We start from the raw sequence: 23,552 nt of genomic DNA, 5'->3' as shown, positions 1-23,552 counted from the left end.
TGCATATGATAGTTAAAAAAAACCCCACTTCAGTGGGGTTTTTTATTACAGCGTAATGCCTTTTTGCTTCGCTTTATCTTTGATGTAAGATTCCCAGCCACGTACCTGACGCGACATAGCAGGATCTTTCTTCGCATTCATCAATGCAGCATAAGCTTCTTTATATTTCTTCTGATAGAAATAAGCATCCACTAAGCTCATATAGACACCGCTTGGTTTATCAACATTCATTGATAATGCTTTGTCATAAGCAGCAATAGCTTCATTATATTTCTGCACAGCAGAGTAAGCAGAACCCTGACGACGGTAAGCATCAGCATCATTCGTCAGCTTAGCAACTTCGCCATAGTAGTTAGCAGCCTTTAAAAACTCTCGAGCAGACTGATAATTAGAAGCAATAAAAGTCAAATTGGTTTTATCTTTCTTAACCAAACCGCTTTTCATGTGCTTTTCCATTACAGAAGCTGCTTTATAAGGGATGTTATTATTGGCATACATCTGCGCTAACATTCTTACTTCAGAGTCTTTTTCCAGATAGCCCTGCGAATAAGCTAATTGCAATGTAGACAGTGATTTGCCAAATTCTTCAGTCAAGGTATAAAAGTTACCCAGATAGACCCAGAACTGCTTATTCTCCGGGAACAGCTGCACCATCGTTTCCACTACTGCTACTAACTCCTTGTAGCGTTTCGTTTCATACAATGCTGCCATCTTAAGCTGGTAAGGTCCTTCAACTGGCTTAGTTGCAAAACGAATTGCATCATCTGCCGGAGCCAAAACCTTAGAATGCTGGTCCATTAAATAGTAAGCATTAGCAATCCGCATATAGGCATCTGAATTCTGCTCACCAGTGAACATCATCCAGTCTTCATACGCTTTTATTGCCGTTTGATATTGCTTGTCTTGCAACAACATATCTGCCAGCAACTTCATGGACGCAGACTGATCAGCAAACGTCAGCACATCTGGTTTTACCGCTAAAGTCAGATACTTTATTGCCTGCTTTTCGTCCTTGGTAGCATATAAGTTACCCAAAAAACGATTAAGCGTAGCAGTATCAAACTCATTGCTAGACTTAGCATCAAGCAACAAGGCTATTGCTTCGTCTAATTTTTCTTCGTTATACAGCTCAAAGGCACTAACCAGAACTTTACCAACCCGCTCGCCAACAATTTGTGTCTTACGGGCTTTTCGTTCTTCTACTTTTGCCATATTAGGCTGTACAGCTGCAGAAACCGGTAAACAAGCTCCTAAAACTGTCATTACGACAAGAGCTGAGGTAAGTTTTTTAAACTTCTTCATATTAACCCCCTGTCATATCTAGTGTGAAGTCCAGCTGAACTTGTTGACCAGTTTGCTTTAGCGGCTTACCGTCAACAACTTTCGGGCTGTATTTCCAGCGGCGCAGTGCACGTATAGCTTCACGGTCAAACACCCGGCGCGGCTCTGCTTCAATTACTTCAACTTCATCAACACTACCGTCTTCCATAATGCTGAAACGAAGTTTAACCCAGCCTTGTAAACCATCACGTGCTGCTTGTACCGGATAGCGTGGTTCAATACGAACGATAGGCGTTGCATCACCATCGCGCATCATGCCGGACGGATCGCCTAAGGCACCTGCGCCTGCACCCAAGTTAAGCCCAGGCATATTAAAACCTATCGCCCCCGCAGCGTTAGCTGTATCTGGCTCTGGCTGAGGCGCTTTAGGCGGCTGAGCCGGTGGTGGTGGTGGTGGTGGTGGTGGTGGCCGCCGGGTCTGTGTCTCTGAGTCAGGCGGCGTAGTGTTAATTTCAATAACAATACGCTCTTGCTCAACCGCTTTACGATCGCCACTCGACTTAAGTAAAGTGGCCATCATTAAGAACAACAGAAACGTTACCACACCACCGATTATTAACGATGTCAGGAAACGTACCATAATTACTTAGTCTCCCCGGCTATACTAATCACCAGAGATGGGTCAGCAGCTTTAATCTGATCCATAACTTCCATCACTATACCGTGTTTAGCTTCTTCATCTGCCTGCACGATAATAGTGTCTGTTGGTGATTCTGCTCTTAGCCGTTCAATGTTTGCTGAAACACGCTCAACATCCACTACGCGCTTATCCATCCATATTTCACCGTTTGCACGGATAGCGATAAAGATAGTTGCGCTTGGCTTCTTCTGCGCCTGAGCAGCTTCAGGTTTATTTACATCAATACCAGCCTCTTTTACGAAAGACGTGGTAACGATAAAGAAGATCAACATGATGAAAACGATATCCATCATCGGCGTAATATCGATCTCTGCCGTTTCAGCTTCGCGAATACGTTTGCGGGCCATAAAAAACTCTCTTTAATGATGCGGTAAGCTGTCGGCCAGGCTTGCTTTTTCTCGCTTCACCTGAACGTCTAACCGCGCACTGAAAAATACACCTGATATCGCCGCAACCAGACCCGACATTGTCGGTATAGTTGCCATAGAGATACCTGTTGCCATGGTTCTTGGGTTACCAGTTCCCTGTGTCGCCATAATATCGAACACAGCAATCATCCCGGTAACCGTTCCCAACAATCCAACCAGTGGACACAGTGCAACCAAGGTTTTAATGAGCAGCATACGCTGATCTAATTTATCTGACGCCTCGGAAATCCAGCAATCACGGATCTTATGCGCATACCATGATGTGGTATCTGCTCTGGCATCCCAGCGGGCAATAATATCCTTTTTAAGCTTCGGATATTCAGCCTTAAGAAACCAGAACCGCTCTATCATCAATACCCACATGATGAAGAGTACCAGGGCGACAACGTATAATACGTTGCCACCAGTATGGATAAAATCCTGAACAGATTCCCACAGCTCTACTAGCTGGAGTATCATTAGGCTTTCTCCTTCTCCGCATGCGCAGCAATAATACCAGCAGCCTGCTCATCTAAAATGTGCAGAATTGACTTGGCTTTTGAAGCTACCAGCGCATGAACGAATAATAATGGGATCGCAGCAACCAGGCCCTGAGCAGTTGTAACCAACGCCAGAGAGATTGAACCGGCCATTAACTTCGGATCACCTGTTCCGTATAGTGTAATTTGCTGGAATGTCAGAATCATACCGATAACAGTACCTAACAGACCCAGTAATGGAGCAACCGCGGAGAATAATTTAATTAAACCTATTCCTCGCTCTACTTTTGGCGTCTCACGTAAAATAGCTTCGTCCAGTTTTAACTCAAGATTTTCGACATCAGCTGCTTTGTTCTCGTGGTAAACACGCAAAATACGACCCAGCGGGTTATTATCAGACGGGTTAGCCAGGTTCTTCAGCTGTGAGCGAATTTTGCCGCCAACAACACTCAGAACAATAATACGCTCAAGAGCGATTAGCATACCGATAAAGAATACTGCAGTAATGATATAACCAACTTCTTCACCAGCCTGGTAATATTCAAACAGAGTTGAACGCTGCTGGTTTAAACGCAGTAAGCTGTTACCTTTAGTCGGATCTAAGTAAATGCCGGTAATTTCACCATTGCTGGCGTTATGGTATGCAGAAACTGAATCATGAATTTTTGACTGTGGGTTACGGCCTAATGGCTGCACCTGATCAGTATCATTGTTCAGGATCAGATACTCAGAATCAGTGGTCAGATGGAAAGTACCAAAACGTGTTACACGCTTTGTTTCTACGCCACCATCCAGCTTAACTACCTGAGCATCAAACTTGGCAACTTTACCTGACTCAGTCATCTCGGTCAGCAATGCCATCCACAAGTCTTCCATTTCACCCAAAGTAGGCAGCTCTGTTGCTGACGCTACTGTACGCAGAGGAACATCACGACCTGGGTACTGCGCACTAACGATTGAGCCAGTGATAGTACCGATAGACTGGTTAGCTGACTGGCGAACAACACCAAACAACTCGCCCATTGTGCCCAATGCACTTTCTAATTCCTGCTGTTTCTGACCGATCAGAATATCGTTATCAGCGTATTCTTTTTGTAAACGCTTACCACGGTTTTCTTCTTCAGTGAATTGTCTTTTAGCAGTATTCAGTAACGCCTGCTTATCGGCACGTTCTGCCAGAAACGCACGCTCACGCTCCTGATTAACACGACCTTCAACAGTACGTTCTTTCTTCAGTTGTTCTAGTAATTGGTCCAACTTCTCAGTATTGGCCGATGCGTTAAATGCAACACCAGCGGACAGAGTTACCGCTGCGGCAATTAACATTGACTTAAATGCTTGTTTCATGTGTTCTTACTCCGCTGCGATAAGTGGTACGCGATCCATCTCAAGCGTGGCTTCACGACGTGCCATCTTGATAAACTGAGATACTGATGTCAGGTAAGAACCTGGCAGCTCATCCCAGCTTGATGTTTGCTTGTTCCACACCCAGCCGGCGTTGCCATCAAGTGCCAGCGCCATTAAAGCCAAACGGCCAACATGAACGTAATCAACGGTAATTTCCTGCCCATTCAGTGGCAAAGTACCCTGGAATGATGCCAGCTCTGAACCGTAGCCTACTTCAATGCTGTAAGCTTCCAGAATCTGACGGTATTGCTCAGATAATTGCACATCTGAACGGCCCATCAGTTCACGTAAATTTTCTACGCGGGCGATACGGCGCTCAGTGCGTAAAGGAATATCAGCTTTAACAAACTCTTCCAGTGCATCAATCATACGGAACATCAGAGGAACTGTACCTTTACGGGTATCTTCCAGACCGTTAATCTGACGCTGAACAGAGTCAATCTGACGCTTCTGGTCAGTAACCAAAGTTGCTAAAAAGTCGTTATAAACTTTCAGGTTCTCAGTTTGGTCAGTTACCTGCCGGTACTCACCTAATAATTCCTGAGACTGCTCATATATAGTGTTAATTTTTTCTTGAGACTGCACTGCTGCGCGCTGGATCTGACTACCTTCCTGGTGCAAAGCTTTTAAATCTGTTGCCAGTGCACTCGCCGAAAGGGCGAAAGTACCGGCCAGAGCTGTTGCAACAAGACTCTTGCGAATTTTATTGTTAAACATAGTTCCCAACCAATTATTGCTGATTAACGTAACCTGAAGTTGTAAGGACCCTACCGTTCTTACAGACAGAGAGGCCCTCGGTTAGAGGGTAAACCATCCGCATCATTACAGGTAAAAACTCCCTTGTCAATACAACACAGGCGTCTGAATGTCTGCTCTGATGCAGCTATTTATATGGCTTAGCACCCAATTTATGCACTATTAAACAAATAAGGATCTATTTGTTATAGTTCATTAATTTTTTAGCTTATTTTATGTTCGGCGTCAGTTTCCCTGACACATATAAAGCCACCATATCGTCCAGTGATATAGCTTTGATTTTACTGCCATGGCCTGCAGCGTTAAACGCTTCATACCGGGCAATACAAATTTCTGTCATCGCTTTTACCGATGCCTGTAAATATTTACGTGGGTCAAACTCTGCCGGGTTCTGCGTCATATAGCGACGGATAGCGCCGGTAGAAGCCAACCGTAAGTCGGTATCAATGTTGACCTTGCGCACTCCGTATTTAATACCTTGCTGAATTTGCTCAACCGGCACGCCATAGGTCTCCGGAATTTTACCGCCATTTTCGTTGATAATTTGCAACCATTCCTGCGGTACTGAAGACGAACCATGCATTACCAGATGCGTATCCGGAATACGCTCGTGGATCGCTTTAATCCGGTCTATCGCCAGGATATCTCCTGTTGGTGGCCGGCTGAACTTATAAGCACCGTGTGAAGTGCCACAAGCTATCGCCAAGGCATCAACCTGGGTCTCCCGCACAAACTGTGCGGCTTCTTCCGGATCAGTCAGCATTTGATCATGGCTTAGTATGCAATCTGCACCTATGCCATCTTCTTCACCAGCAGCACCGGTTTCCAGCGAACCTAAACAACCTAACTCGCCCTCTACAGACACACCACAAGCATGCGCTATTTCTACAACTTTGCGCGTTACATTGGCATTATAAGCATAATCCATTGGTGTTTTACCGTCTTCACCTAAGGAGCCATCCATCATTACAGAAGAAAAACCCAGTTGAATGGAGCGTTGGCAAACACCCAGTGAAGTACCATGATCCTGATGCATGACTACCGGAATATGTGGAAACTCTTCTACTGCAGCAAGAATAAGGTGGCGCAAAAACGGTGCACCGGCATATTTGCGGGCTCCGGCTGAAGCTTGCACAATAACCGGGCTGTCGGTTTTGTCCGCAGCCAGCATAATAGCGCGCATTTGCTCAAGGTTGTTTACGTTAAAAGCGGGTATGCCGTAACTAAACTCAGCGGCGTGATCCAACATTTGACGTAGTGAAATAAGGGCCATGAAATCCTCTCTTAATCTTTTAGGGTACAGTTTTAGTATGACATTTTTATTATTTTGTGGTTGCGCGTTGTTCCAGTATAGCTACTGCTGGCAGGGTTTTGCCTTCTAAAAACTCCAGAAAGGCCCCACCACCTGTCGATATATATGAAATGTTGTCTGCAATATTATATTTATCTATCGCTGCCAGCGTATCTCCACCACCAGCAATTGAGAAAGCATCACTGTCTGCAATTGCCTGCGCCAGTTCTTTAGTACCGGCAGCAAACTGGTCGAATTCAAAGACACCCACCGGGCCGTTCCATACGATAGTACCGGCTGATTTTAAGATTTTAACCAGTTGTGCTGTTGTATCCGGGCCGATATCAAAAATCATATCGGCATCGTCTACCGCAGCTACCTGTTTTAATGTGGCAACGGTGGTTTCACTGAATGCCTGCCCTACCACAACATCAGTTGGTACCGGAATATTACCGCCACGGGCTCTGGCTTGTGCCATTAAACGCTGTGCTTCAGGGATTAAATCAGCCTCATACAGCGACTTACCCACATTATTGCCATTAGCAGCGATAAAGGTATTGGCAATGCCACCGCCAACGATTAACTGATCAACAATACCCGACAATGACTCCAGCACAGTCAGTTTGGTTGATACTTTAGAGCCGCCTACAATAGCAACTAACGGCCGCTTCGGGTTCTTCAGTGCTGCCGCTAATGCATCCAGCTCTGCCACCAACAGTGGGCCAGCACAAGCTACGGGGGCGAACTTGGCTACACCGTGGGTAGAAGCCTGGGCGCGGTGCGCAGTGCCAAAGGCATCCATGACAAACACATCACACAGTGCAGCCAGCTTTTGCGCTAAGGCATCATCGTTTTTGCCTTCGCCTTTGTTAAAACGCACGTTTTCAAACACCACTACTTCACCGGCATTGATGTCGATACCATCCAGATAATTTGCAGCTAAGCGCACCGGAGCTGCTAATGCCTCAGCCAGGTAATCGACTACCGGTTGCAACGATGACTCAGCGTCATACACGCCCTCTTCTGGCCGGCCCAGATGCGACATCACCATCACTTTAGCACCTTTGCTCAGTGCCAGTTCAATGGTAGGTATTGCCGCTTTTAAACGGGCATCCGAAGTTACTTTGCCATTTTTAACCGGTACGTTTAAATCTTCGCGGATCAGCACGCGTTTGCTGTTAAGATCCAAATCGCTCATGCGAATAACAGACATTTCAAGCTCCTTATTATAAAGTCGGTTGCATCATGGCTCGCGCCGTATCAAGCATACGATTGGCAAAACCCCATTCGTTGTCACACCACACCAGACATTTTACCAGCCGTTTGTGGCTGACACGGGTTTGTGAGCCATCAACAATGCAGGAATGCGCATCGTGGTTGAAGTCCACTGACACCAAAGGCTCCTCGGTATAATCCAGAATACCGGCCAGCTCACCCAAGCGGGCTTGCTGCAACGCCTGATTCACCGCGCTGATACTGACATCCTGATGCAGTGTCACACTTAAATCCATCGCCGTCACATTTACTGTTGGCACCCGCACTGCAATCGCCTCAAAACGGCCGGCAAATTGCGGCAGTATGCGCTCTATACCCAGTGCCAGCTTAGTATCTACCGGTATTATCGACTGGCTGGCCGCGCGGGTACGGCGTAAATCCGGATGGTAAGCATCTATTACCTGCTGATCATTCATTGAAGCGTGAATAGTAGTAATAGTGCCACTTTCTACGCCAAAATGCTGATCCAGCACCTGAATAACCGGTACTATGCAGTTAGTGGTACAAGACCCTGCCGACACCACTGTCATATCCGCCGTTAAGCTGCTCTGGTTAATGCCATATATAATTGTGGCGTCAATATCGGTATCTGCCGGGTGTGAAAACAACACCTTTTTGGCGCCTGCAGCTAAGTGCCAGTTTGCATGCTCACGGCTGTGAAATACCCCGGTACATTCTAATACCACATCTACGTCAAGCTCATTCCAGGGCAGTGCCAGCGGATCGGCTTCTGCAAATAACGCTATATCTTTACCATCAACGTTAATACCACCATGATATGAACTGACGCTGAAACCAAAGCGCCCATGTGAGGTATCGTACTTTAGTAAATGTGCTACGCCTTTAGCATCGGCCAACTCATTAATAGCGACAACATTAAGCTTATGCTGCCAGCCATTTTCATAAATAGCGCGCAAAATATTACGCCCGATACGGCCAAAGCCGTTTATTGCCAGTCTGATTGCCATAACACCACGCTACATGACATAAAAAAACAAGACATAAGAAAATGGGACCAAACCTGGTCCCATTATACTAACTATTACGCCAGTAGCTGTTCTGCCGCTTCGAGTACTTTTGCGGTGGTGATACCAAAGTGCTCAAATAGCTGCTCTGCCGGTGCCGACTCGCCAAAGCTGGTCATACCGATAATTTTGCCGGTTAAGCCAACATATTTATACCAACAATCGGTAATACCCGCTTCTACGGCAATGCGCTTGCTTACTGAGGCGGGTAATACCGCTTCGCGGTAAGCGGCATCCTGTTGTTCAAACACATCGGTTGATGGCATAGATACCACCCGAACCGCTTTACCCTGCTCGGTCAGCTTAGCTGCAGCTTGCATTGCCAGTTCAACTTCAGAGCCGGTGGCAATAATAATCAATTCTGGCGTACCGTTGCAGTCACGCAGGATATAACCACCACGTTTTACATCGGCCAGTTGCTGCGTATTACGCTGCTGCTGTGCCAGGTTTTGTCGGGTGAAAATTAAGGTACTTGGGCCATCAGTGCGCTCAATCGCCGCTTTCCAGGCCACTGCCGACTCCACCTGATCACAAGGGCGCCAGTTCATTAAATTTGGCGTAGCGCGCAGTGCCGCTAACTGCTCTACCGGCTGGTGCGTTGGGCCATCCTCACCTAAACCGATAGAATCGTGGGTGTAAACGAAGATTACCCGCTGCTTCATCAGCGCTGCCATACGCACCGCGTTACGGGCATATTCCATAAACATCAGGAAGGTCGCACCGTAAGGTACAAAGCCGCCGTGTAGTGCAATACCATTCATAATGGCCGACATGCCAAATTCACGTACACCGTAATAAATGTAGTTACCGCTGGCGTCTGTGTTGGTAAGTGGCTTAGAGCCAGACCAGATAGTCAGGTTGGAACCAGCTAAATCCGCCGAACCACCCATAAATTCTGGCAGTATAGGGCCAAAAGCATTTAATGCATTTTGTGACGCTTTACGGCTGGCAATATTGGCAGGGTTGGCTTGCAGCTGATTAATATACGCCTGAGACTTTTCTGCCCAGTCTGATGGCAAATTCCCCGCTACACGGCGGCTGAACTCTGCGGCTTGTTCAGGAAATGCTGCACTATAACGGGCAAACAGCTGCTGCCAATCTTGCTGCTGTGCACTGCCTTTGGCTTTAGCATCCCAGTCAGCATAAATGTCAGCAGGAATATCGAACGGCGCATGTGGCCATTGCAGGAAATCGCGTGCAGCAGCAATTTCAGTATCACCCAGCGGCGCACCGTGGCTGTCGTGGCTGCCGCCTTTATTCGGCGCGCCATAGCCGATTACCGTACGGCAACAAATCAGGGTAGGTTTGCCGGTTTCGGCTTTTGCCTGTTTAATTGCTGCTTCTACAGCTGCGGCGTCATGACCATCCACATTACTGATAACATGCCAGCCATAGGCTTCAAACCGAGCCGGGGTGTTATCGGTAAACCAGCCTTCAACATGGCCGTCAATAGAAATACCATTGTCGTCCCAAAAAGCAATCAGCTTGCCTAAACCTAACGTGCCCGCTAAAGAACAGGCTTCGTGTGAGATACCTTCCATCAAGCAGCCGTCACCTAAAAAGGTGTAAGTGTGATGGTCAACTATGTCGTAACCCGGTTGGTTAAACTGTGCTGCCAGGGCTTTTTCAGCAATAGCCATACCTACTGCATTGGTAATGCCCTGCCCCAGCGGGCCTGTAGTGGTTTCTACCCCTGGCGCATAACCGTATTCCGGGTGACCAGGCGTTCTGGAATGTAGTTGCCGGAACTGCTTTAAATCATCAATGCTTAAGTCATAACCGCTTAAATGTAACAAAGAATACAACAGCATTGAGCCGTGGCCATTTGATAAGATGAAACGGTCGCGGTTTGGCCACTTTGGATCCTGCGGATTATGCCGGAGAAAATCACGCCATAACACTTCGGCAATGTCGGCCATACCCATAGGGGCACCCGGATGACCTGATTTAGCTTTTTGCACCGCATCCATGCTAAGCGCACGGATCGCATTGGCGAGTTGTTTACGAGATGGCATGTTCACTCCTGACATTGCGCGGCTTCTGTATAACGAAGCAGATTATTATTTAGCTGAAATGTTAAGGCAGAAAGAGGCGCTATTTTCCCAGAGCCCCCGCCAGATGGCAAATTTAAATCTGCTGGCATGAAGAATTTTCAGTCACGCAGATCTAACTGTCTGTACTAACGTAATAAGCAACTTAAAATAGCATTAAAGACGTCTGGGTGGCAGATTTTTCTGGCAATGCGTTAACGCTTTCTCTAGAATACCCGCCTATTTTTTTGAGTTCGGCATGGCACTTTGTGCCGTAACGGACTTAACTGCATTAACCTTATTTTTGGAATACAACAGATGGCACAACACATTTTTACTTCTGAGTCGGTATCTGAAGGACATCCGGATAAAATTGCCGATCAGATTTCTGACGCCGTACTGGATGCAATCCTGGAACAAGATCCTAAAGCCCGCGTTGCCTGCGAAACCTTCGTTAAAACCGGTATGGTGCTGGTAGGTGGTGAAATTACTACCTCTGCCTGGGTTGATATTGAAGAAATTACCCGTAAAACCGTGCGCGAAATTGGTTACGTACACTCAGATATGGGCTTTGACGCCGATTCATGCGCCGTACTAAATGCCATTGGTAAACAATCACCGGATATTAACCAGGGTGTAGACCGCGCTGATCCAAAAGAGCAAGGCGCCGGCGACCAGGGTTTAATGTTTGGTTACGCCAGTAATGAAACTGACGTGTTAATGCCTGCCCCTATTACTTATTCACACCGTTTGGTGCAGCGCCAGGCACAAGTGCGTAAAGACGGCACCCTGCCATGGCTGCGCCCGGATGCAAAATCCCAGTTAAGCTTTATTTACGAGGACGGCAAACCGGTAGGTATTGATGCGGTAGTATTGTCTACCCAGCACTGCGATACCATCAGCACCGCTGATTTACGCGAAGCGGTGATGGAGACCATTATTAAACCGGTACTACCGGCACAGTGGTTAACCAGCAAAACTAAGTTCTTTATCAACCCGACCGGCCGTTTTGTGATTGGCGGGCCGATGGGTGACTGCGGCTTAACCGGCCGTAAAATTATTGTTGATTCATACGGCGGTATGGCGCGTCACGGCGGCGGTGCTTTCTCCGGTAAAGATCCTTCAAAAGTAGACCGTTCAGCCGCTTACGCTGCCCGTTATGTAGCAAAAAACATTGTAGCTGCCGGTTTAGCTGACCGCTGTGAACTGCAAGTGTCTTACGCTATCGGTGTGGCAGAACCTACCTCTATCAGTCTGGAAACCTTCGGTACCAGCAAACTGACTGAAGATCAGCTGATCAAGCTGGTGCGTGAACATTTTGACCTGCGCCCTTACGGCCTGATTGAAATGTTACAGCTGGAACGGCCAATATACCTGCCAACTGCGGCCTACGGTCACTTTGGCCGTGATGAGTTCCCGTGGGAGCAAACCGATAAAGCGGAGTTACTGCGCCAGTACGCGAAGTAAATCCTGCTTGTTAGTTCTGTAGAAAAGGAGAGCCCGGCTCTCCTTTTTCACACCTGCTGTTATTAAACCATACCGATAATTTCGCCTTATCATCAGCAGCTTTTTGTGTATTATAAGCCGTTGTGTTGTATCCGGGGTCCTCTGCCAGTGAGCAGAGTGAAACAAAACTATAAGAAAGGAACATGTATGTCTGAACAAACCGCCAACGCCGCTAAAACCGGCTGGCTTAACCGTGCGCTTAATGCCATAGAAGTGGTCGGTAATAAATTACCCGATCCGGCCGTATTATTTGCCCTGCTGATGATAGTGGTCTGGGTAGTATCCTGGGCTCTGGCCGGTGTTAGCTTTAATGAAGTCGATCCGCGCACCGGCGCCGCTATTCAGGTAAACAACCTGCTGGCCGCCGATTCCATGACCACCTTTATGGCCAAAATGGTCAATACTTTTGTTACCTTTGCCCCGCTTGGCGTGGTGTTGGTGGCTATGCTGGGTTTAGGTGTCGCCGAGCATACCGGCTTTATTAATGCCGGTTTACGCTCTGTACTATCGGTTACGCCGAAAATGCTGTTAACGCCGGTACTGATTGCGGTCGGTGTTGCCAGCCATATGGCGGTAGATGCCGGTTATGTGCTGGTTATTCCGCTTGGCGCCGTTATATTCTATGCTGCAGGCCGTCATCCGCTGGCCGGTATCGCCGCAGCCTTTGCCGGTGTATCTGGTGGTTTCTCTGCAACTATACTGCCATCAAGCCTTGACCCGCTGTTATCGGGCCTTACTCAGGTATCGGCACGTTTATCATCTGACCCTGCCGCAGCTGAGCTGTTTGTCAGCCCGATGAACAACTACTACTTCACTACCGCCTCTACCTTTTTGGTGGTTATTGTCGGTTGGATAATCACGGACAAGTTTATTGAGCCAAGACTTAAATCTACTGTGGTAGACGGCGACCCGGCCGATATGCCGAAAATGGACGACTTAAAACCCAACGAACGTAAAGGTTTGCGCTGGGCCAGCTTTTCCATGCTGTTAAGCATAGTACTGTTAATTGTGTCGGCCTTGCCGGAAACCTCTGCCTGGCGCGCACCTGCCGGCACAGTATTGGCAGAAGGCCAAAGCAACCTGCTGGTTTTCGCCGCACCGTTAATGCAATCTATTGTCAGCATTATCTTTGTGTTCTTTTTAATTCCGGGCGTGGTATACGGCTATGTCTCCGGTAATGCAAAAAACCATCGCGACATTATTAAAGGCATGAGCAAAGCCATGAGCGGCATGGGCTATTACATTGTGATGGCGTTTTTCTGTGCTCAGTTTATCTATGCTTTTGGCCAGTCTAACCTTGGCGCCCTGCTGGCGATTAAAGGCGCTAACTGGCTGCAGGAAATGGCCTTCCCGATGGGCTTTACGTTGATTGGTATCGTGTTTTTATCCGGCTTTGTTAACCTGTTAGTTGGCTCAGCGTCAGCTAAATGGGCGCTGATTGGTGCCATTATGGTACCTATGTTGATGGAGCTTGGCGTATCGCCGGACTTAACCCAGGCCGCTTACCGTGTGGGTGATTCTTCTACCAATATTATTACGCCGCTGCTGCCGTACTTCCCGTTAATCGTGGTGTTTTGCCAGAAGTATGTTAAATCAACCGGTATCGGTACCCTTATCGCGTTGATGTTACCGTACTCTATCGCCATGCTGGTATTGTGGACCGCCTTCCTGCTCGGTTTCTGGGCGTTGGATATTCCACTGGGCGTTGGCGCCAGTTACAGCTACCCTGCGATAAACTAATCCGCTTGTGCCTTTAACAACCCTGCCCCGGCAGGGTTTGTTTTTTCTGTTGCTTGCCGTTGCCGCCTGCTACCATAACGGCATTGTTCAGTTGCAGAAGTTTTTATGCGTATTCCAAGAATTTATCAACATGGTGCTATTGCACTTAACCACGAATTTGCCCTGGATGACGATGCCGCCAACCATGTTGGCCGGGTGCTGCGCATGCCTGTTGGCAGCGAATTGCTGCTGTTTAACGGCGATGGTTTTAACTACCCTGCCCGCATCAGCAGCAGCGATAAAAAACGCGTTAATGTTATTGCTACAGCACAGCAAGACAACCCGGTTGAGTCGCCACTAAGGATTCATCTGGGCCAGGGTATCTCGCGCGGTGACAGAATGGATTTTGCCATTCAAAAGGCGGTTGAGCTTGGTGTTAGCGAAATTACCCCACTGTTTACCGAACGCTGTGGCGTAAAGCTGGACGGCGAGCGCCTGGCTAAACGTAACGAGCAGTGGCAAAAAATTGCTATCAGTGCCTGCGAGCAAAGCGGCCGCAGTATAGTGCCAACCGTACATCCGGCCATTTCACTGGACAGCTGGCTTAGCCAAAGCACAAAAGAATTAAAGCTAACCTTGCATCCTTGGGCAAAAGACACCATTAAGACACTTATACCCAACCACAATATCCGGTTAGTAATAGGCCCTGAAGGCGGCTTCAGTGAACAGGAAATGGCGCAAACCTCCGCGGCTGGCTTTAGCGGCATTCAGTTGGGGCCACGCGTACTGCGCACAGAAACCGCAGCACTTACCGCTATCAGTGCGTTACAACTGCAATTTGGCGATCTGGCCTGAGGATACAGCATGAGTAAACCGATAAAACTTGGCATAGTGATGGACCCTATTTCGGCCATCAATATTAAAAAAGACTCCAGCTTCGCTATGTTGCTGCAAGCTCAGCAACGTGGTTATCAAATTCATTATATGGAAATGGCCGATTTATACTTGCTGGAAGGTCAGGCGCGTGCCAGTACCAAGCTATTAACGGTGCAGCAAGATCCGGCCGGTTGGTATCAGTTTGGTACTGAGCAGGATATTGCCCTTAGTGAGCTGGATGTGATCTTAATGCGTAAAGATCCACCGTTTGATACCGAATACATCTACGCCACTTATATTCTTGAGCGGGCAGAAGATCATGGCACGCTGATTGTGAATAAACCGCAAAGTTTGCGTGATGCCAACGAAAAGCTCTACACCAGTTGGTTTAGCCAGCATACGCCGAAAACCCTGGTTAGCCGTGACGCCAAACGCTTAAAAGCTTTTTATCAGGCTGAACAGGACGTAATCTTAAAACCACTGGATGGTATGGGTGGCGCCTCTATTTTCCGTTTAAAGCCGGGTGATGCTAATGTTAGCGTGATCATTGAAACGCTAACCGAACATGGCAGCCGTTATGCCATGGCGCAGCGATTTATCCCACAAATTAGTGACGGTGATAAACGAATACTGGTAGTAAACGGTAAACCCGTGCCATACTGCTTAGCACGCATTCCGGCAAGCGGCGAAACCCGTGGCAACCTCGCAGCAGGTGGTCGTGGTGAAGCCAGACCTTTGTCAGATTCTGACTGGGCAATTGCCAATGCGGTAGCACCCACGCTAAAAGCCAAAGGCCTGATTTTTGTCGGTCTGGATGTAATAGGCGACAAGTTAACTGAAATTAACGTTACCAGCCCAACCTGTATCCGCGAAATTGAAGCGGCGTTTCCAATCAGCATCACCGGTTTGTTATTTGATGAAATTGAACAGCTGCTGGCAGCCCGCCAGTGACAACCACGTTGTAACGAGGTCACTATGCAGAGTTTTCAGAATCATTTTTTAATTGCTATGCCGTCATTAGATGATCCACTGTTTAAACGCAGTGTCGCCTATATTTGTGAGCACAATGATGAAGGCGCCATGGGTATTGTGATTAACCACCCGCTGGACGTGAAAGTAGCCGATTTGCTGCAACAACTGCAAATTGAATACAACACCAGCAGCCCGGCAGCAACTGCCCATGTTTGCGCCGGTGGCCCGGTGCAGCACGACAGAGGCTTTGTGCTGCACACCGCCAAAGAAGGTTACAGCAGCAGCATGCGCTTAAATGACGAGCTGATGGTTACCACCTCAAAAGATATTCTGTTTGATTTAACCACAGCACAAGCGCCGGAAAAGTTTATTCTGGCGCTGGGTTATGCCGGCTGGACCGCAGGCCAGTTGGAGCAGGAAATAGCCGATAACGCCTGGTTAATTATTCCGGCCGACAGTGGTATTATTTTTGACTTAACCCACGCCGAAAAATGGCAAAGTGCTACGGCAAAAATTGGTATTAAACCCTGGCAGCTAACTAACGAGGCCGGTCACGCTTAATGAGTCGCACCATTTTAACCTTTGATTACGGTACCAAAAGCATAGGCGTGGCGGTAGGTCAGGAACTTACCGGCACCGCCTCACTGCTTAGTGCACTAAAAGCCCAGGACGGCACCCCGGACTGGGCTGTACTGGAAAAGCTGATTAACGAATGGAAACCTCAGTTATTACTGGTAGGCTTACCACTAAATATGGATGGCACCGAACAACCGTTTACTGTGCGTACGCGTAAATTTGCTAACCGGCTGCATGGTCGTTTTGGCCTGCCGGTAGAGCTGCATGACGAACGCCTTACCACCACTGAAGCACGTAGCATGCTGTTTGCCGACGGCGGCTACCGTAATCTGGCCAAAGACAAAGTAGACAGTTTATCGGCCAAAATTATCTTCGAGAGTTGGTATGAACAACGCGCCTGAATCACCCGTTCAACCTGGTTACTATCAGCATTATAAAGGTGCGTATTATCAGGTCATTGACTGTGCCCGCCACAGCGAAACCGAACAGTGGCTGGTAATTTACCGCGCGCTGTACGGCGATTTTGGCCTTTGGGCGCGGCCGCTGGATATGTTCACTGAAAACGTCGCCATTGCCGGCAAATCGCAGCCGAGGTTTCAGTATCTTGGCCAAACTAAACCGCAATAACCGGCCCGCTAATACCCTGTTTTATTCCCGGTTTCACCTCTTATCACCGTATTTTACCGTTAGTCACTTTTTTACGCTGTACTGTGTTGCCGGCAGGTACTCTTGCTATGTCACCAACAACAACAGGACAGCGCCATGTTTGAACAAACCGAGTTTTTTCACCAATTAAGCCAAATGAGCCCGTTATTATGGGTAGCCTTTATCCCCGCTTTTGTGGCAATTTACTTTTTACCCAGTATTATTGCCAGCTTTCGCAACCGCCGGCATCTGGGTAAAATTTTTCTGGCCAATATCCCGGCCGGCTTTTCCCTGATAGCCTGGATGGCACTTATAATCTGGGCTTTTACCGGCAAGCAGAAAAAAGCGGCTGAACAAGGCACACAATAGATAGTACACTGTGTTTATTCAGCTTTCTGTGCGCTCAGGTATTACAATAGCAGCTATGACAACACTAACAACATTTCGCCGGAGCATCGCAGCAGACAGTTGCAGCAGCGCCTATTTATGGGCGCAGCTGTTTACAATGTTGATTTATCTCGGCTATTTTATAGCCTATACCCTACCCTTGCTAACACCTGAACAGCCCCGCTTATATTGGCTGTTTTTAGTAAAATACAGCATTGAAGCCGCCTGCTTTGTGCTGCTGAGCCATGTGTTGCTGCGCCCCGTGCTGAAAGCCGACAATATCACCACGCTAAAGCGCTGGTCAGTATTTGTTTTGCTGTTGCTGGTAGCGGCAATACTGCAAACCATCATTTCCTATTTTCTCTCCAGCATTGAAGTGCTTAAAGATACCGATATGAGCAAGGTAACCGTAGTAACGGACAAGAGCGATACGCCGTTACAAATGAACTTTAGCACCAGCTTTATGTTGGTGGCACTAATGACCTCTTTTAGTGTGATGTATCTGGTGTGGGGAGCCGGCTATATTGCCTGGCAAAGCCGCCAGGCACGTAAAGCGCTGCAGCAACAGATGCAACAGGCGCAGCTGCAACAGCTTACTAACCAACTTAGCCCGCACTTTTTATTTAATGCCTTTAACAGCATCCGCGCGCTGATTTTTGAAGATCAGCATAAAGCCGCCGATACCGTGACACGCTTATCTGAGCTGTTCCGTTTTCACCTGCAGGCACATTTACAGCCCGAGTCTACGCTGCAACAAGAATGGCAGTTAACAGAGCAATATCTGGCCATTGAGCAAGTGCGGCTGGAGCAACGCCTGCAATTTAGCTGCGATATAGATAGCAGCCTTTGGCAACACAAGCTGCCGACACTAAGCCTGCTGACGTTGGTAGAAAACGCCGTAAAACATGGTATTGCGCCCAATATCGCACCCGGTAATCTGAGCATCAGTGCTAAAGCGACCGGTAAGGGCTGGCAACTAAGCGTAATCAACACCACGGCCGGTGCAACGCAACAAGCCGGCACCGCAACCGGGCTGAGTAATTTACGCCAGCGCCTGCAGTTAATGTACCCCGGCAAAGCCGTGTTGCAGCTACAGCAGGCTGATAATCAATTTAGTGCGCAGTTGGAGTTTGGCCATGTATAACTGCCTGTTGGTCGATGACGAGCGCCTGGCCCGCAGCGAATTAAAACGCCTGCTTAAGGCTCACCCGCAATGCGTTATTGTGGCAGAAGCTGGTAGTGGCGAAGAAGCCTTACAACAGCTGGCTGCTATGCCAATTGACCTGGTGTTTCTCGATATTCAAATGCCGGGTTTAACCGGCCTGCAACTGGCAGAGCATATTCCGGCCAATACTCAATTTATCTTTTGCACCGCCTTTAATAGCTTCGCACTGGATGCATTTGAGCTAAACGCAGTAGATTATCTGCTAAAACCAATAGCACCAGAGCGGCTGGCTAAAGCGCTGCAAAAGCTACGCCCGGCAAATGCCGATGCAGCGCCGCACTTTTTGGCTGAACAACACGGCATTTTACTTAAATTCGGCGACAGCCAGCGTGTGGTGCGACTGAATGAAATCAGCCGCTTTGAAAGCATCGGTAACCATGCCGCGGTGTATACGCCCTACGGCAAAAGCTTTATTCACAGCTCACTGGCAAAGATTGAACAAAAGCTCGACCCGGCGCTGTTTTTCAAAGCCAGCCGTGCCGATATAGTGCGCATCAGCGCCATCAGCCATATTGAGCCGGCGATAGCCGACGGCGGTTTGGTTGCCATCTTGCAAGATGGCCAGCAGGTAGATGTCAGCCGCCGCCAGGCGCAGCAGCTGAAACAGCAGTTTACTGCGTTTTAGCCGCTAACGTTTTGACCACTAAAGCTGCTGGCGATACCATTCGCCTAAGATCAGGCTGGCCGCGACGCTGACATTCAGCGATTCTACCTTGCCCGAGCCCGGAATTTGCAGCGCAATATCGGCGCTTTTAGCGACGTTTTTTGACACGCCAAACATCTCTTCACCAAATACGATCACCACCTTGGCCGGAAGCGTGCTTTGATACAGCGAGGTGCCAGCGTGGCTGGAGGTGGTAATCAGTGTATAACCGGCTTCTTTGCACAGCTGTAATGCCAGCGGCAGGTTGTCGCAACTTAAACCATCGACAAATTCACCGCCGCCCTCGGCAGTGCGCAGCGCCGCGCCCGATTGCAGCAGCTCGGGTTGCTTCATAATAATTCCGCCCACGCCAAAATGCGCGCAGCTGCGCGTTATCGCACCTAAATTGTGTGGGTTACCCACGCCATCAAGTGCCAGCAGGCAATCACGTTTACGGCCTTTTTGCTGCAAATACGCCGCCAGGCTTTGCTGGGGTTTACGTTTTACCAGCACCACCACGCCGCCGTGATGGCCGCTACCGGCAACCTTTTCCAGCTCAGCGTCATCAACAATATGGTAGGCCTTTTTCGCCGCAGCTAAATACTTCATCACATCAGCAAATTTAGCGGCCATTTTCTGTGACACATAAAGCCGGATCAGCGCATCCGGCCGTTGGCTAAATAACACCCTGCAGGCGTTTTCGCCGTACACCTTGCCTTCATTGTCCTGCACAGTACGCACGGCTTTAACCGGCTGCGCTTTATCCGCTGCAGGGCGTTTAGCTTTATTGGCTGCGGGCCCGGCGTTTTTAGCACCGGCATCTTTGGTCCAGGGCTTGTGCAGTGGATTGGCCGCTTTGCCGCCTTTGGCTTTGTGTTGTGACATAAAACATCCTGCGTACGCCGCATGGCGGCGGTAAATCAATAATGCGGCGGATTTTACCAGCTGCAAGGCAACAATACTTGTATTTTTCTGCACGCGCAGTATGCTGACGGCCTTTAAATTTGCCGCTAAAGGCCTTGTTTATGCTCAGTTATCGCCACAGTTATCATGCCGGTAATCATGCCGATGTGGTGAAACATCTGGTACAGGTGGCTATTGTTGATTACCTGCTGCAAAAAGATAAACCCTTTTGCTACCACGACAGCCATGCCGGCGCCGGCTTGTACAGCTTGCTGGCCGAACAGGCGCAAAAAACCGGCGAATACGAAGGTGGTATTGGCCAACTGTGGCAGTATCAGGCTACAAGCCCGGCATTGGCGCACTATATTGCACTGATAAAACAGCTGAACCCTGATGGTGAGCTGGCGTTTTACCCCGGCTCACCGAAAATTGCTGCCATGCTGCTGCGTAATGGCGACAGCATTCAGGCCACTGAGCTGCACCCAACCGACTACCCCATTCTAGCCAGTCAGTTTGCACGACGCCGCCATAGCCGGATTGAGCATATGGATGCCTGGGCCGGTTTTAAAGCCATGCTGCCACCGCTGCATAAGCGCGGTTTGGTACTGATAGACCCACCCTACGAGCTGAAAACCGAATACCAGGATGTAGTAGCCGGCTTACAAAGCGCTTATCAGCGTTTTCCGCAAGCGACCTATGCTATCTGGTATCCGGTAATAGAGCGCGCGGCTGTGGAAGCATTTATCAGTGCTATTGTCGCTACCGGTATTAAAGATCAGCTGCGGATTGAATACTGCCCGCAACCTGATAAAGCTGGCTTTGGTATGACCGGCAGCGGTATGCTGGTGATTAACCCGCCCTATACACTGGCGGTAGATATAAAGCAGGCACTGGCCGAGCTAAGTCCGCTATTAAGCACTGAAGGTGAATTTCAGGTGCATCAGTTAGTAACGGAATAACATTGTGGAGTAGGTTATGCGTGTATTGCTTGCTGCTCTGCTGCTAATAATCAGCCTGCCAGGCCAGGCGTTTAGCAAAACCGGCCATCAGCTGATTTGCGATATGGCATATCAGTTGGCAAGTGAAAATACCCGTTTGCAAATTGATAGCCTGTTAAAACACACGGCCTACTCCGGTTTTGGCCCGGCCTGTTCATGGGCCGATGATATCCGCTTACAACCGGAGTTTGCCTGGAGCTCACCGCATCACTATGTCAATATGCGCCGTGGCGATACCGCTGTCAGCATGGCGCATTGCCCACCACAAGGCTGTATTTTATCTGCGATTAACGATATGCAACAGCATTTGTATAACAACAATAACGACTGGCAGGCACTGCTGTTTCTGGCACATCATCTGGGCGACTTACACCAGCCATTACATGTTAGCTTTTTGGATGATTTAGGCGGCAACCGCACGGCGGTGTATTTTTTTGGCTTGCCAAATAACCTGCATGGTGTCTGGGATTTTGCCCTGTTAAAACAGGCCGGGTATGAAACCGAGCATGGTTCTCAAACCAGGCATACTAAAACCACCAGGCTGCTGAACACTATAAACGCCGCACAGCAGGCAAACTGGCAACAAGGCGATGTGCTTAGCTGGGCAAATGAGTCAGCAAGTCTGACCATCGATATTTACCAGCGTTACCGGCCCGGAATGTTGCTGGGTGACGACTATATGCTGCTGTATCTGGACACACTGGAGCAGCGCCTGCAACAAGCGGCTGTGCGTCTGGCGCTGCTGCTGGATCAGTCCCTTGGCGGCACCGCTAACTGAGTAGCTAACCAGCTAAACACCTGTTGTTGTTGCTCAGCGTTAAATTCATGGCCATATTGCGGATACAGTGTAGTTGTCAGCTTATCTGCTGCGCCATGCGCCTGCCACACTTTAGCCAGTTGCTGATACGCTTGCTCTACCCCGGCCTGCGGCATCAGCTTGTCTTTCGCGCCATTAATAAACAGCATCGCTTTGGGTGCAGCCAGTGCTGCAATATCAGGCAGATCCAGTTTTGCTGCCAGGCCCGGGTGTAACATATAAAACGCCGACTGGCCTTTAAGGATATTATTGCCGGGCGTGAGTAAATGCCGGTAGCTGTTTAGCCAGGCTACGGCCACAGCGGCCTTTATATCGTCGGTTAAGGCGGCCAGTTGCCAGGCACGAAAGGCCCCCATCGAAAAACCCAGCACCGCCAGGCGCGAGCTGTCGGCTTGTGGCAATTGCTTTATAAACTGCACCAGGCGTAAATCTTCATAAGCCGCCATACCCGCCAGCGAGCGGCCAAGCATAAACATATTACCGGCCAGTGCCTGTTGGGCGCCAAATTCTACCGGGCCGCGGTCACTCCAGCCTAAGGTATCAGCAGCTATCACCAGATAGCCCTGTTTGGCCAGTGCATCGCCGACAAAGTTACCGCTGAAGTATTTATCGGCCCACTGCTGTGCCGATGGCAAGCGCACGTCGGTTGCAAAGGGCTGTACCCATTTTTCTTTGCCGATATCAAAGCGGGCACCGTGATCATGCAGCAGTAATACCGCTGGCACAGGCTTAGCCGCATCGGGTTGTAATAGCAGCAGTTGTACCCGGCTTTGTTTAATTAGCTGCACTGACCACAGCTGTGCACTATAGCCACCACGCGCTTCGGTTTTAAGCAGTTTTGCAGCAAAATCAACCGGTTCATCCGGCCATAGCAATGCCTCGCGCAGTGCTGCCCGGCCCTGGGTGCGCCAGTGCTGAATATCGCTAAAGTGCTCGGGTTGCCAGCTTAGCGGATAAGTTGTTGGTGGTATCAGTTGCTGATAAAAATCCGGTAGTTGCTGGTCAATCAGGTTGTCGGCCTGCAACGGCAACGCCAAAACTAACAGTAATAAGCAGTAGCGCATTAACGGATCCAGCCACGACTGATCTGGCGGAAGGTATCTGTGCCGCAGCACTGCAGCCATTCAAACGCCAGCATTTCTTTGCTGATAATCTGCGCCCCGGCCTGCTGCATGCGGCTAAGCGCCAGCTGTTTGTTTTGCTCGGTGCGCGAGCCTACCGCTTCAACGACCACAAATACCTGGTAGCCCAGCGCAAGTAAATCCATTACCGACTGCAGCACACACACATGCGCCTCGGTGCCCAGCACCACTATTTGCTTGCGCTCAGTGCAGGCCAGGCTGCTGGCAATATGCGGCTCTTTTAACGCACTAAAGTGCATTTTTTGCAGCACCTGCGCTTCGGGGATCAGCTCTGCCAGTGCAGGCAGCGTGGCGCCAATACCTTGTGGATATTGCTCAGTAGCACACACCGGCACTTCCAGTTGCAGTGCTACTTGCAATACCCAGGCAGCCGCTTGCTCAACTTCTTTATGTTCAAAAATAGCTGGTGCCAACTTTTGCTGCATATCTATCAGTAACACCAAACTTTGTGATGCTTGCAGTAACATAGCA

At 48.9% G+C, this 23,552-nt stretch carries 25 protein-coding genes; 12 read left to right on the top strand and 13 right to left on the bottom strand.

Features of this window, described 5'->3' with window-relative positions; all coding sequences use genetic code 11:
* Positions 1-45: 45 nt before the first annotated feature.
* From AR688_RS06600 to tkt, 10 genes are all read right to left on the bottom strand, one after another.
* Entirely contained in the window at positions 46-1,302 is a 1,257-nt protein-coding gene (locus AR688_RS06600) for a tetratricopeptide repeat protein (protein WP_068230749.1), read from the bottom strand.
* A 1-nt stretch (position 1,303) separates the two neighbouring features.
* Entirely contained in the window at positions 1,304-1,921 is a 618-nt protein-coding gene (locus tag AR688_RS06595) for an energy transducer TonB (RefSeq protein WP_068230746.1), read from the bottom strand.
* Between the two features lie 2 nt (positions 1,922-1,923).
* A complete protein-coding gene (locus tag AR688_RS06590) occupies positions 1,924-2,328 on the bottom strand; it encodes an ExbD/TolR family protein (protein ID WP_068230744.1) in 405 nt (134 codons plus the stop codon).
* Positions 2,329-2,340: 12 nt separating this feature from the next.
* Positions 2,341-2,868 carry a MotA/TolQ/ExbB proton channel family protein gene (locus AR688_RS06585; RefSeq protein WP_231731979.1) on the bottom strand — a complete coding sequence of 176 codons (528 nt, stop codon included), beginning with the start codon at positions 2,866-2,868 and terminating at the stop codon, positions 2,341-2,343.
* A complete protein-coding gene (locus AR688_RS06580; RefSeq protein ID WP_068230742.1) occupies positions 2,868-4,235 on the bottom strand; it encodes a MotA/TolQ/ExbB proton channel family protein in 1,368 nt (455 codons plus the stop codon). The genes AR688_RS06585 and AR688_RS06580 overlap by 1 nt, the downstream gene beginning before the upstream one ends.
* A 6-nt stretch (positions 4,236-4,241) precedes the next feature.
* Positions 4,242-5,012, bottom strand: a complete 771-nt coding sequence (locus tag AR688_RS06575; protein ID WP_068230739.1) for a DUF3450 domain-containing protein — start codon at positions 5,010-5,012, stop codon at positions 4,242-4,244.
* Between the two features lie 247 nt (positions 5,013-5,259).
* On the bottom strand, positions 5,260-6,324 hold the full coding sequence (fba, locus tag AR688_RS06570) for a class II fructose-bisphosphate aldolase (RefSeq protein WP_068230736.1): 1,065 nt from the start codon (positions 6,322-6,324) through the stop codon (positions 5,260-5,262).
* Between the two features lie 49 nt (positions 6,325-6,373).
* Entirely contained in the window at positions 6,374-7,555 is a 1,182-nt protein-coding gene (locus AR688_RS06565; RefSeq protein WP_068230733.1) for a phosphoglycerate kinase, read from the bottom strand.
* A gap of 13 nt (positions 7,556-7,568) precedes the next feature.
* Entirely contained in the window at positions 7,569-8,585 is a 1,017-nt protein-coding gene (epd, locus tag AR688_RS06560) for an erythrose-4-phosphate dehydrogenase (RefSeq protein ID WP_068230731.1), read from the bottom strand.
* Between the two features lie 74 nt (positions 8,586-8,659).
* On the bottom strand, positions 8,660-10,657 hold the full coding sequence (gene tkt / locus AR688_RS06555; protein ID WP_068230728.1) for a transketolase: 1,998 nt from the start codon (positions 10,655-10,657) through the stop codon (positions 8,660-8,662).
* Positions 10,658-10,990: 333 nt separating this feature from the next.
* On the opposite strand from tkt, the gene metK reads away from it, so the two are divergent.
* The 10 genes from metK (at position 10,991) to AR688_RS06505 (ending at position 19,203) form a co-directional block, all read left to right on the top strand.
* On the top strand, positions 10,991-12,139 hold the full coding sequence (gene metK / locus AR688_RS06550; protein ID WP_068230725.1) for a methionine adenosyltransferase: 1,149 nt from the start codon (positions 10,991-10,993) through the stop codon (positions 12,137-12,139).
* 186 nt (positions 12,140-12,325) lie between these two features.
* Positions 12,326-13,918, top strand: coding sequence for an AbgT family transporter (locus tag AR688_RS06545; protein ID WP_068230722.1), 1,593 nt, complete (start codon positions 12,326-12,328; stop codon positions 13,916-13,918).
* 105 nt (positions 13,919-14,023) lie between these two features.
* Complete coding sequence (gene rsmE / locus AR688_RS06540) at positions 14,024-14,752, top strand: 16S rRNA (uracil(1498)-N(3))-methyltransferase (protein WP_068230719.1); 729 nt, start codon at positions 14,024-14,026, stop codon at positions 14,750-14,752.
* Between the two features lie 9 nt (positions 14,753-14,761).
* Positions 14,762-15,724 (top strand): glutathione synthase, encoded by a 963-nt coding sequence (gene gshB, locus AR688_RS06535; RefSeq protein ID WP_068230717.1) that lies wholly within the window; start codon positions 14,762-14,764, stop codon positions 15,722-15,724.
* A 24-nt stretch (positions 15,725-15,748) separates the two neighbouring features.
* Positions 15,749-16,306: a YqgE/AlgH family protein gene (locus AR688_RS06530; protein WP_068230714.1), complete on the top strand. Its 558-nt coding sequence runs from the start codon at positions 15,749-15,751 to the stop codon at positions 16,304-16,306.
* The gene (gene ruvX, locus AR688_RS06525) at positions 16,306-16,722 is read left to right on the top strand and encodes a Holliday junction resolvase RuvX (protein ID WP_068230712.1); all 417 of its coding nucleotides are present in this window, start codon (positions 16,306-16,308) and stop codon (positions 16,720-16,722) included. The genes AR688_RS06530 and ruvX overlap by 1 nt, the downstream gene beginning before the upstream one ends.
* Complete coding sequence (locus AR688_RS06520) at positions 16,706-16,948, top strand: DUF1653 domain-containing protein (RefSeq protein ID WP_068230709.1); 243 nt, start codon at positions 16,706-16,708, stop codon at positions 16,946-16,948. Before ruvX ends, AR688_RS06520 begins: the two co-directional genes overlap by 17 nt.
* Positions 16,949-17,083: 135 nt before the next feature.
* Entirely contained in the window at positions 17,084-17,335 is a 252-nt protein-coding gene (locus AR688_RS06515) for a superinfection immunity protein (protein WP_068230705.1), read from the top strand.
* 136 nt (positions 17,336-17,471) lie between these two features.
* Positions 17,472-18,497 (top strand): sensor histidine kinase, encoded by a 1,026-nt coding sequence (locus AR688_RS06510; protein ID WP_197412129.1) that lies wholly within the window; start codon positions 17,472-17,474, stop codon positions 18,495-18,497.
* The gene (locus AR688_RS06505; RefSeq protein WP_068230701.1) at positions 18,490-19,203 is read left to right on the top strand and encodes a LytR/AlgR family response regulator transcription factor; all 714 of its coding nucleotides are present in this window, start codon (positions 18,490-18,492) and stop codon (positions 19,201-19,203) included. Before AR688_RS06510 ends, AR688_RS06505 begins: the two co-directional genes overlap by 8 nt.
* A gap of 18 nt (positions 19,204-19,221) precedes the next feature.
* Here the strand turns inward: AR688_RS06505 and AR688_RS06500 are convergent, their stop codons facing one another.
* Positions 19,222-20,106 (bottom strand): tRNA/rRNA methyltransferase, encoded by an 885-nt coding sequence (locus tag AR688_RS06500; RefSeq protein ID WP_068231278.1) that lies wholly within the window; start codon positions 20,104-20,106, stop codon positions 19,222-19,224.
* A 140-nt stretch (positions 20,107-20,246) separates the two neighbouring features.
* Here AR688_RS06500 and AR688_RS06495 point away from each other — a divergent pair, with 140 nt between their 5' ends.
* Together AR688_RS06495 and AR688_RS06490 are read left to right on the top strand one after the other, a co-directional pair.
* Positions 20,247-21,083 carry a 23S rRNA (adenine(2030)-N(6))-methyltransferase RlmJ gene (locus AR688_RS06495; protein ID WP_068230698.1) on the top strand — a complete coding sequence of 279 codons (837 nt, stop codon included), beginning with the start codon at positions 20,247-20,249 and terminating at the stop codon, positions 21,081-21,083.
* Between the two features lie 16 nt (positions 21,084-21,099).
* A complete protein-coding gene (locus tag AR688_RS06490) occupies positions 21,100-21,900 on the top strand; it encodes a S1/P1 nuclease (RefSeq protein WP_068230695.1) in 801 nt (266 codons plus the stop codon).
* Here AR688_RS06490 and AR688_RS06485 read toward each other — a convergent pair.
* Both AR688_RS06485 and AR688_RS06480 read right to left on the bottom strand, forming a co-directional pair.
* On the bottom strand, positions 21,873-23,003 hold the full coding sequence (locus tag AR688_RS06485) for a dienelactone hydrolase family protein (RefSeq protein ID WP_068230693.1): 1,131 nt from the start codon (positions 23,001-23,003) through the stop codon (positions 21,873-21,875). The genes AR688_RS06490 and AR688_RS06485 overlap by 28 nt on opposite strands.
* The gene (locus tag AR688_RS06480; RefSeq protein ID WP_068230690.1) at positions 23,003-23,548 is read right to left on the bottom strand and encodes an isochorismatase family protein; all 546 of its coding nucleotides are present in this window, start codon (positions 23,546-23,548) and stop codon (positions 23,003-23,005) included. The genes AR688_RS06485 and AR688_RS06480 overlap by 1 nt, the downstream gene beginning before the upstream one ends.
* Between the last annotated feature and the right edge of the window lie 4 nt (positions 23,549-23,552).

Source organism: Rheinheimera sp. EpRS3 (assembly GCF_001513785.1).
Taxonomy (GTDB): Bacteria; Pseudomonadota; Gammaproteobacteria; order Enterobacterales; family Alteromonadaceae; genus Alishewanella.
This window is presented reverse-complemented; position numbering and strand designations above follow the sequence as displayed.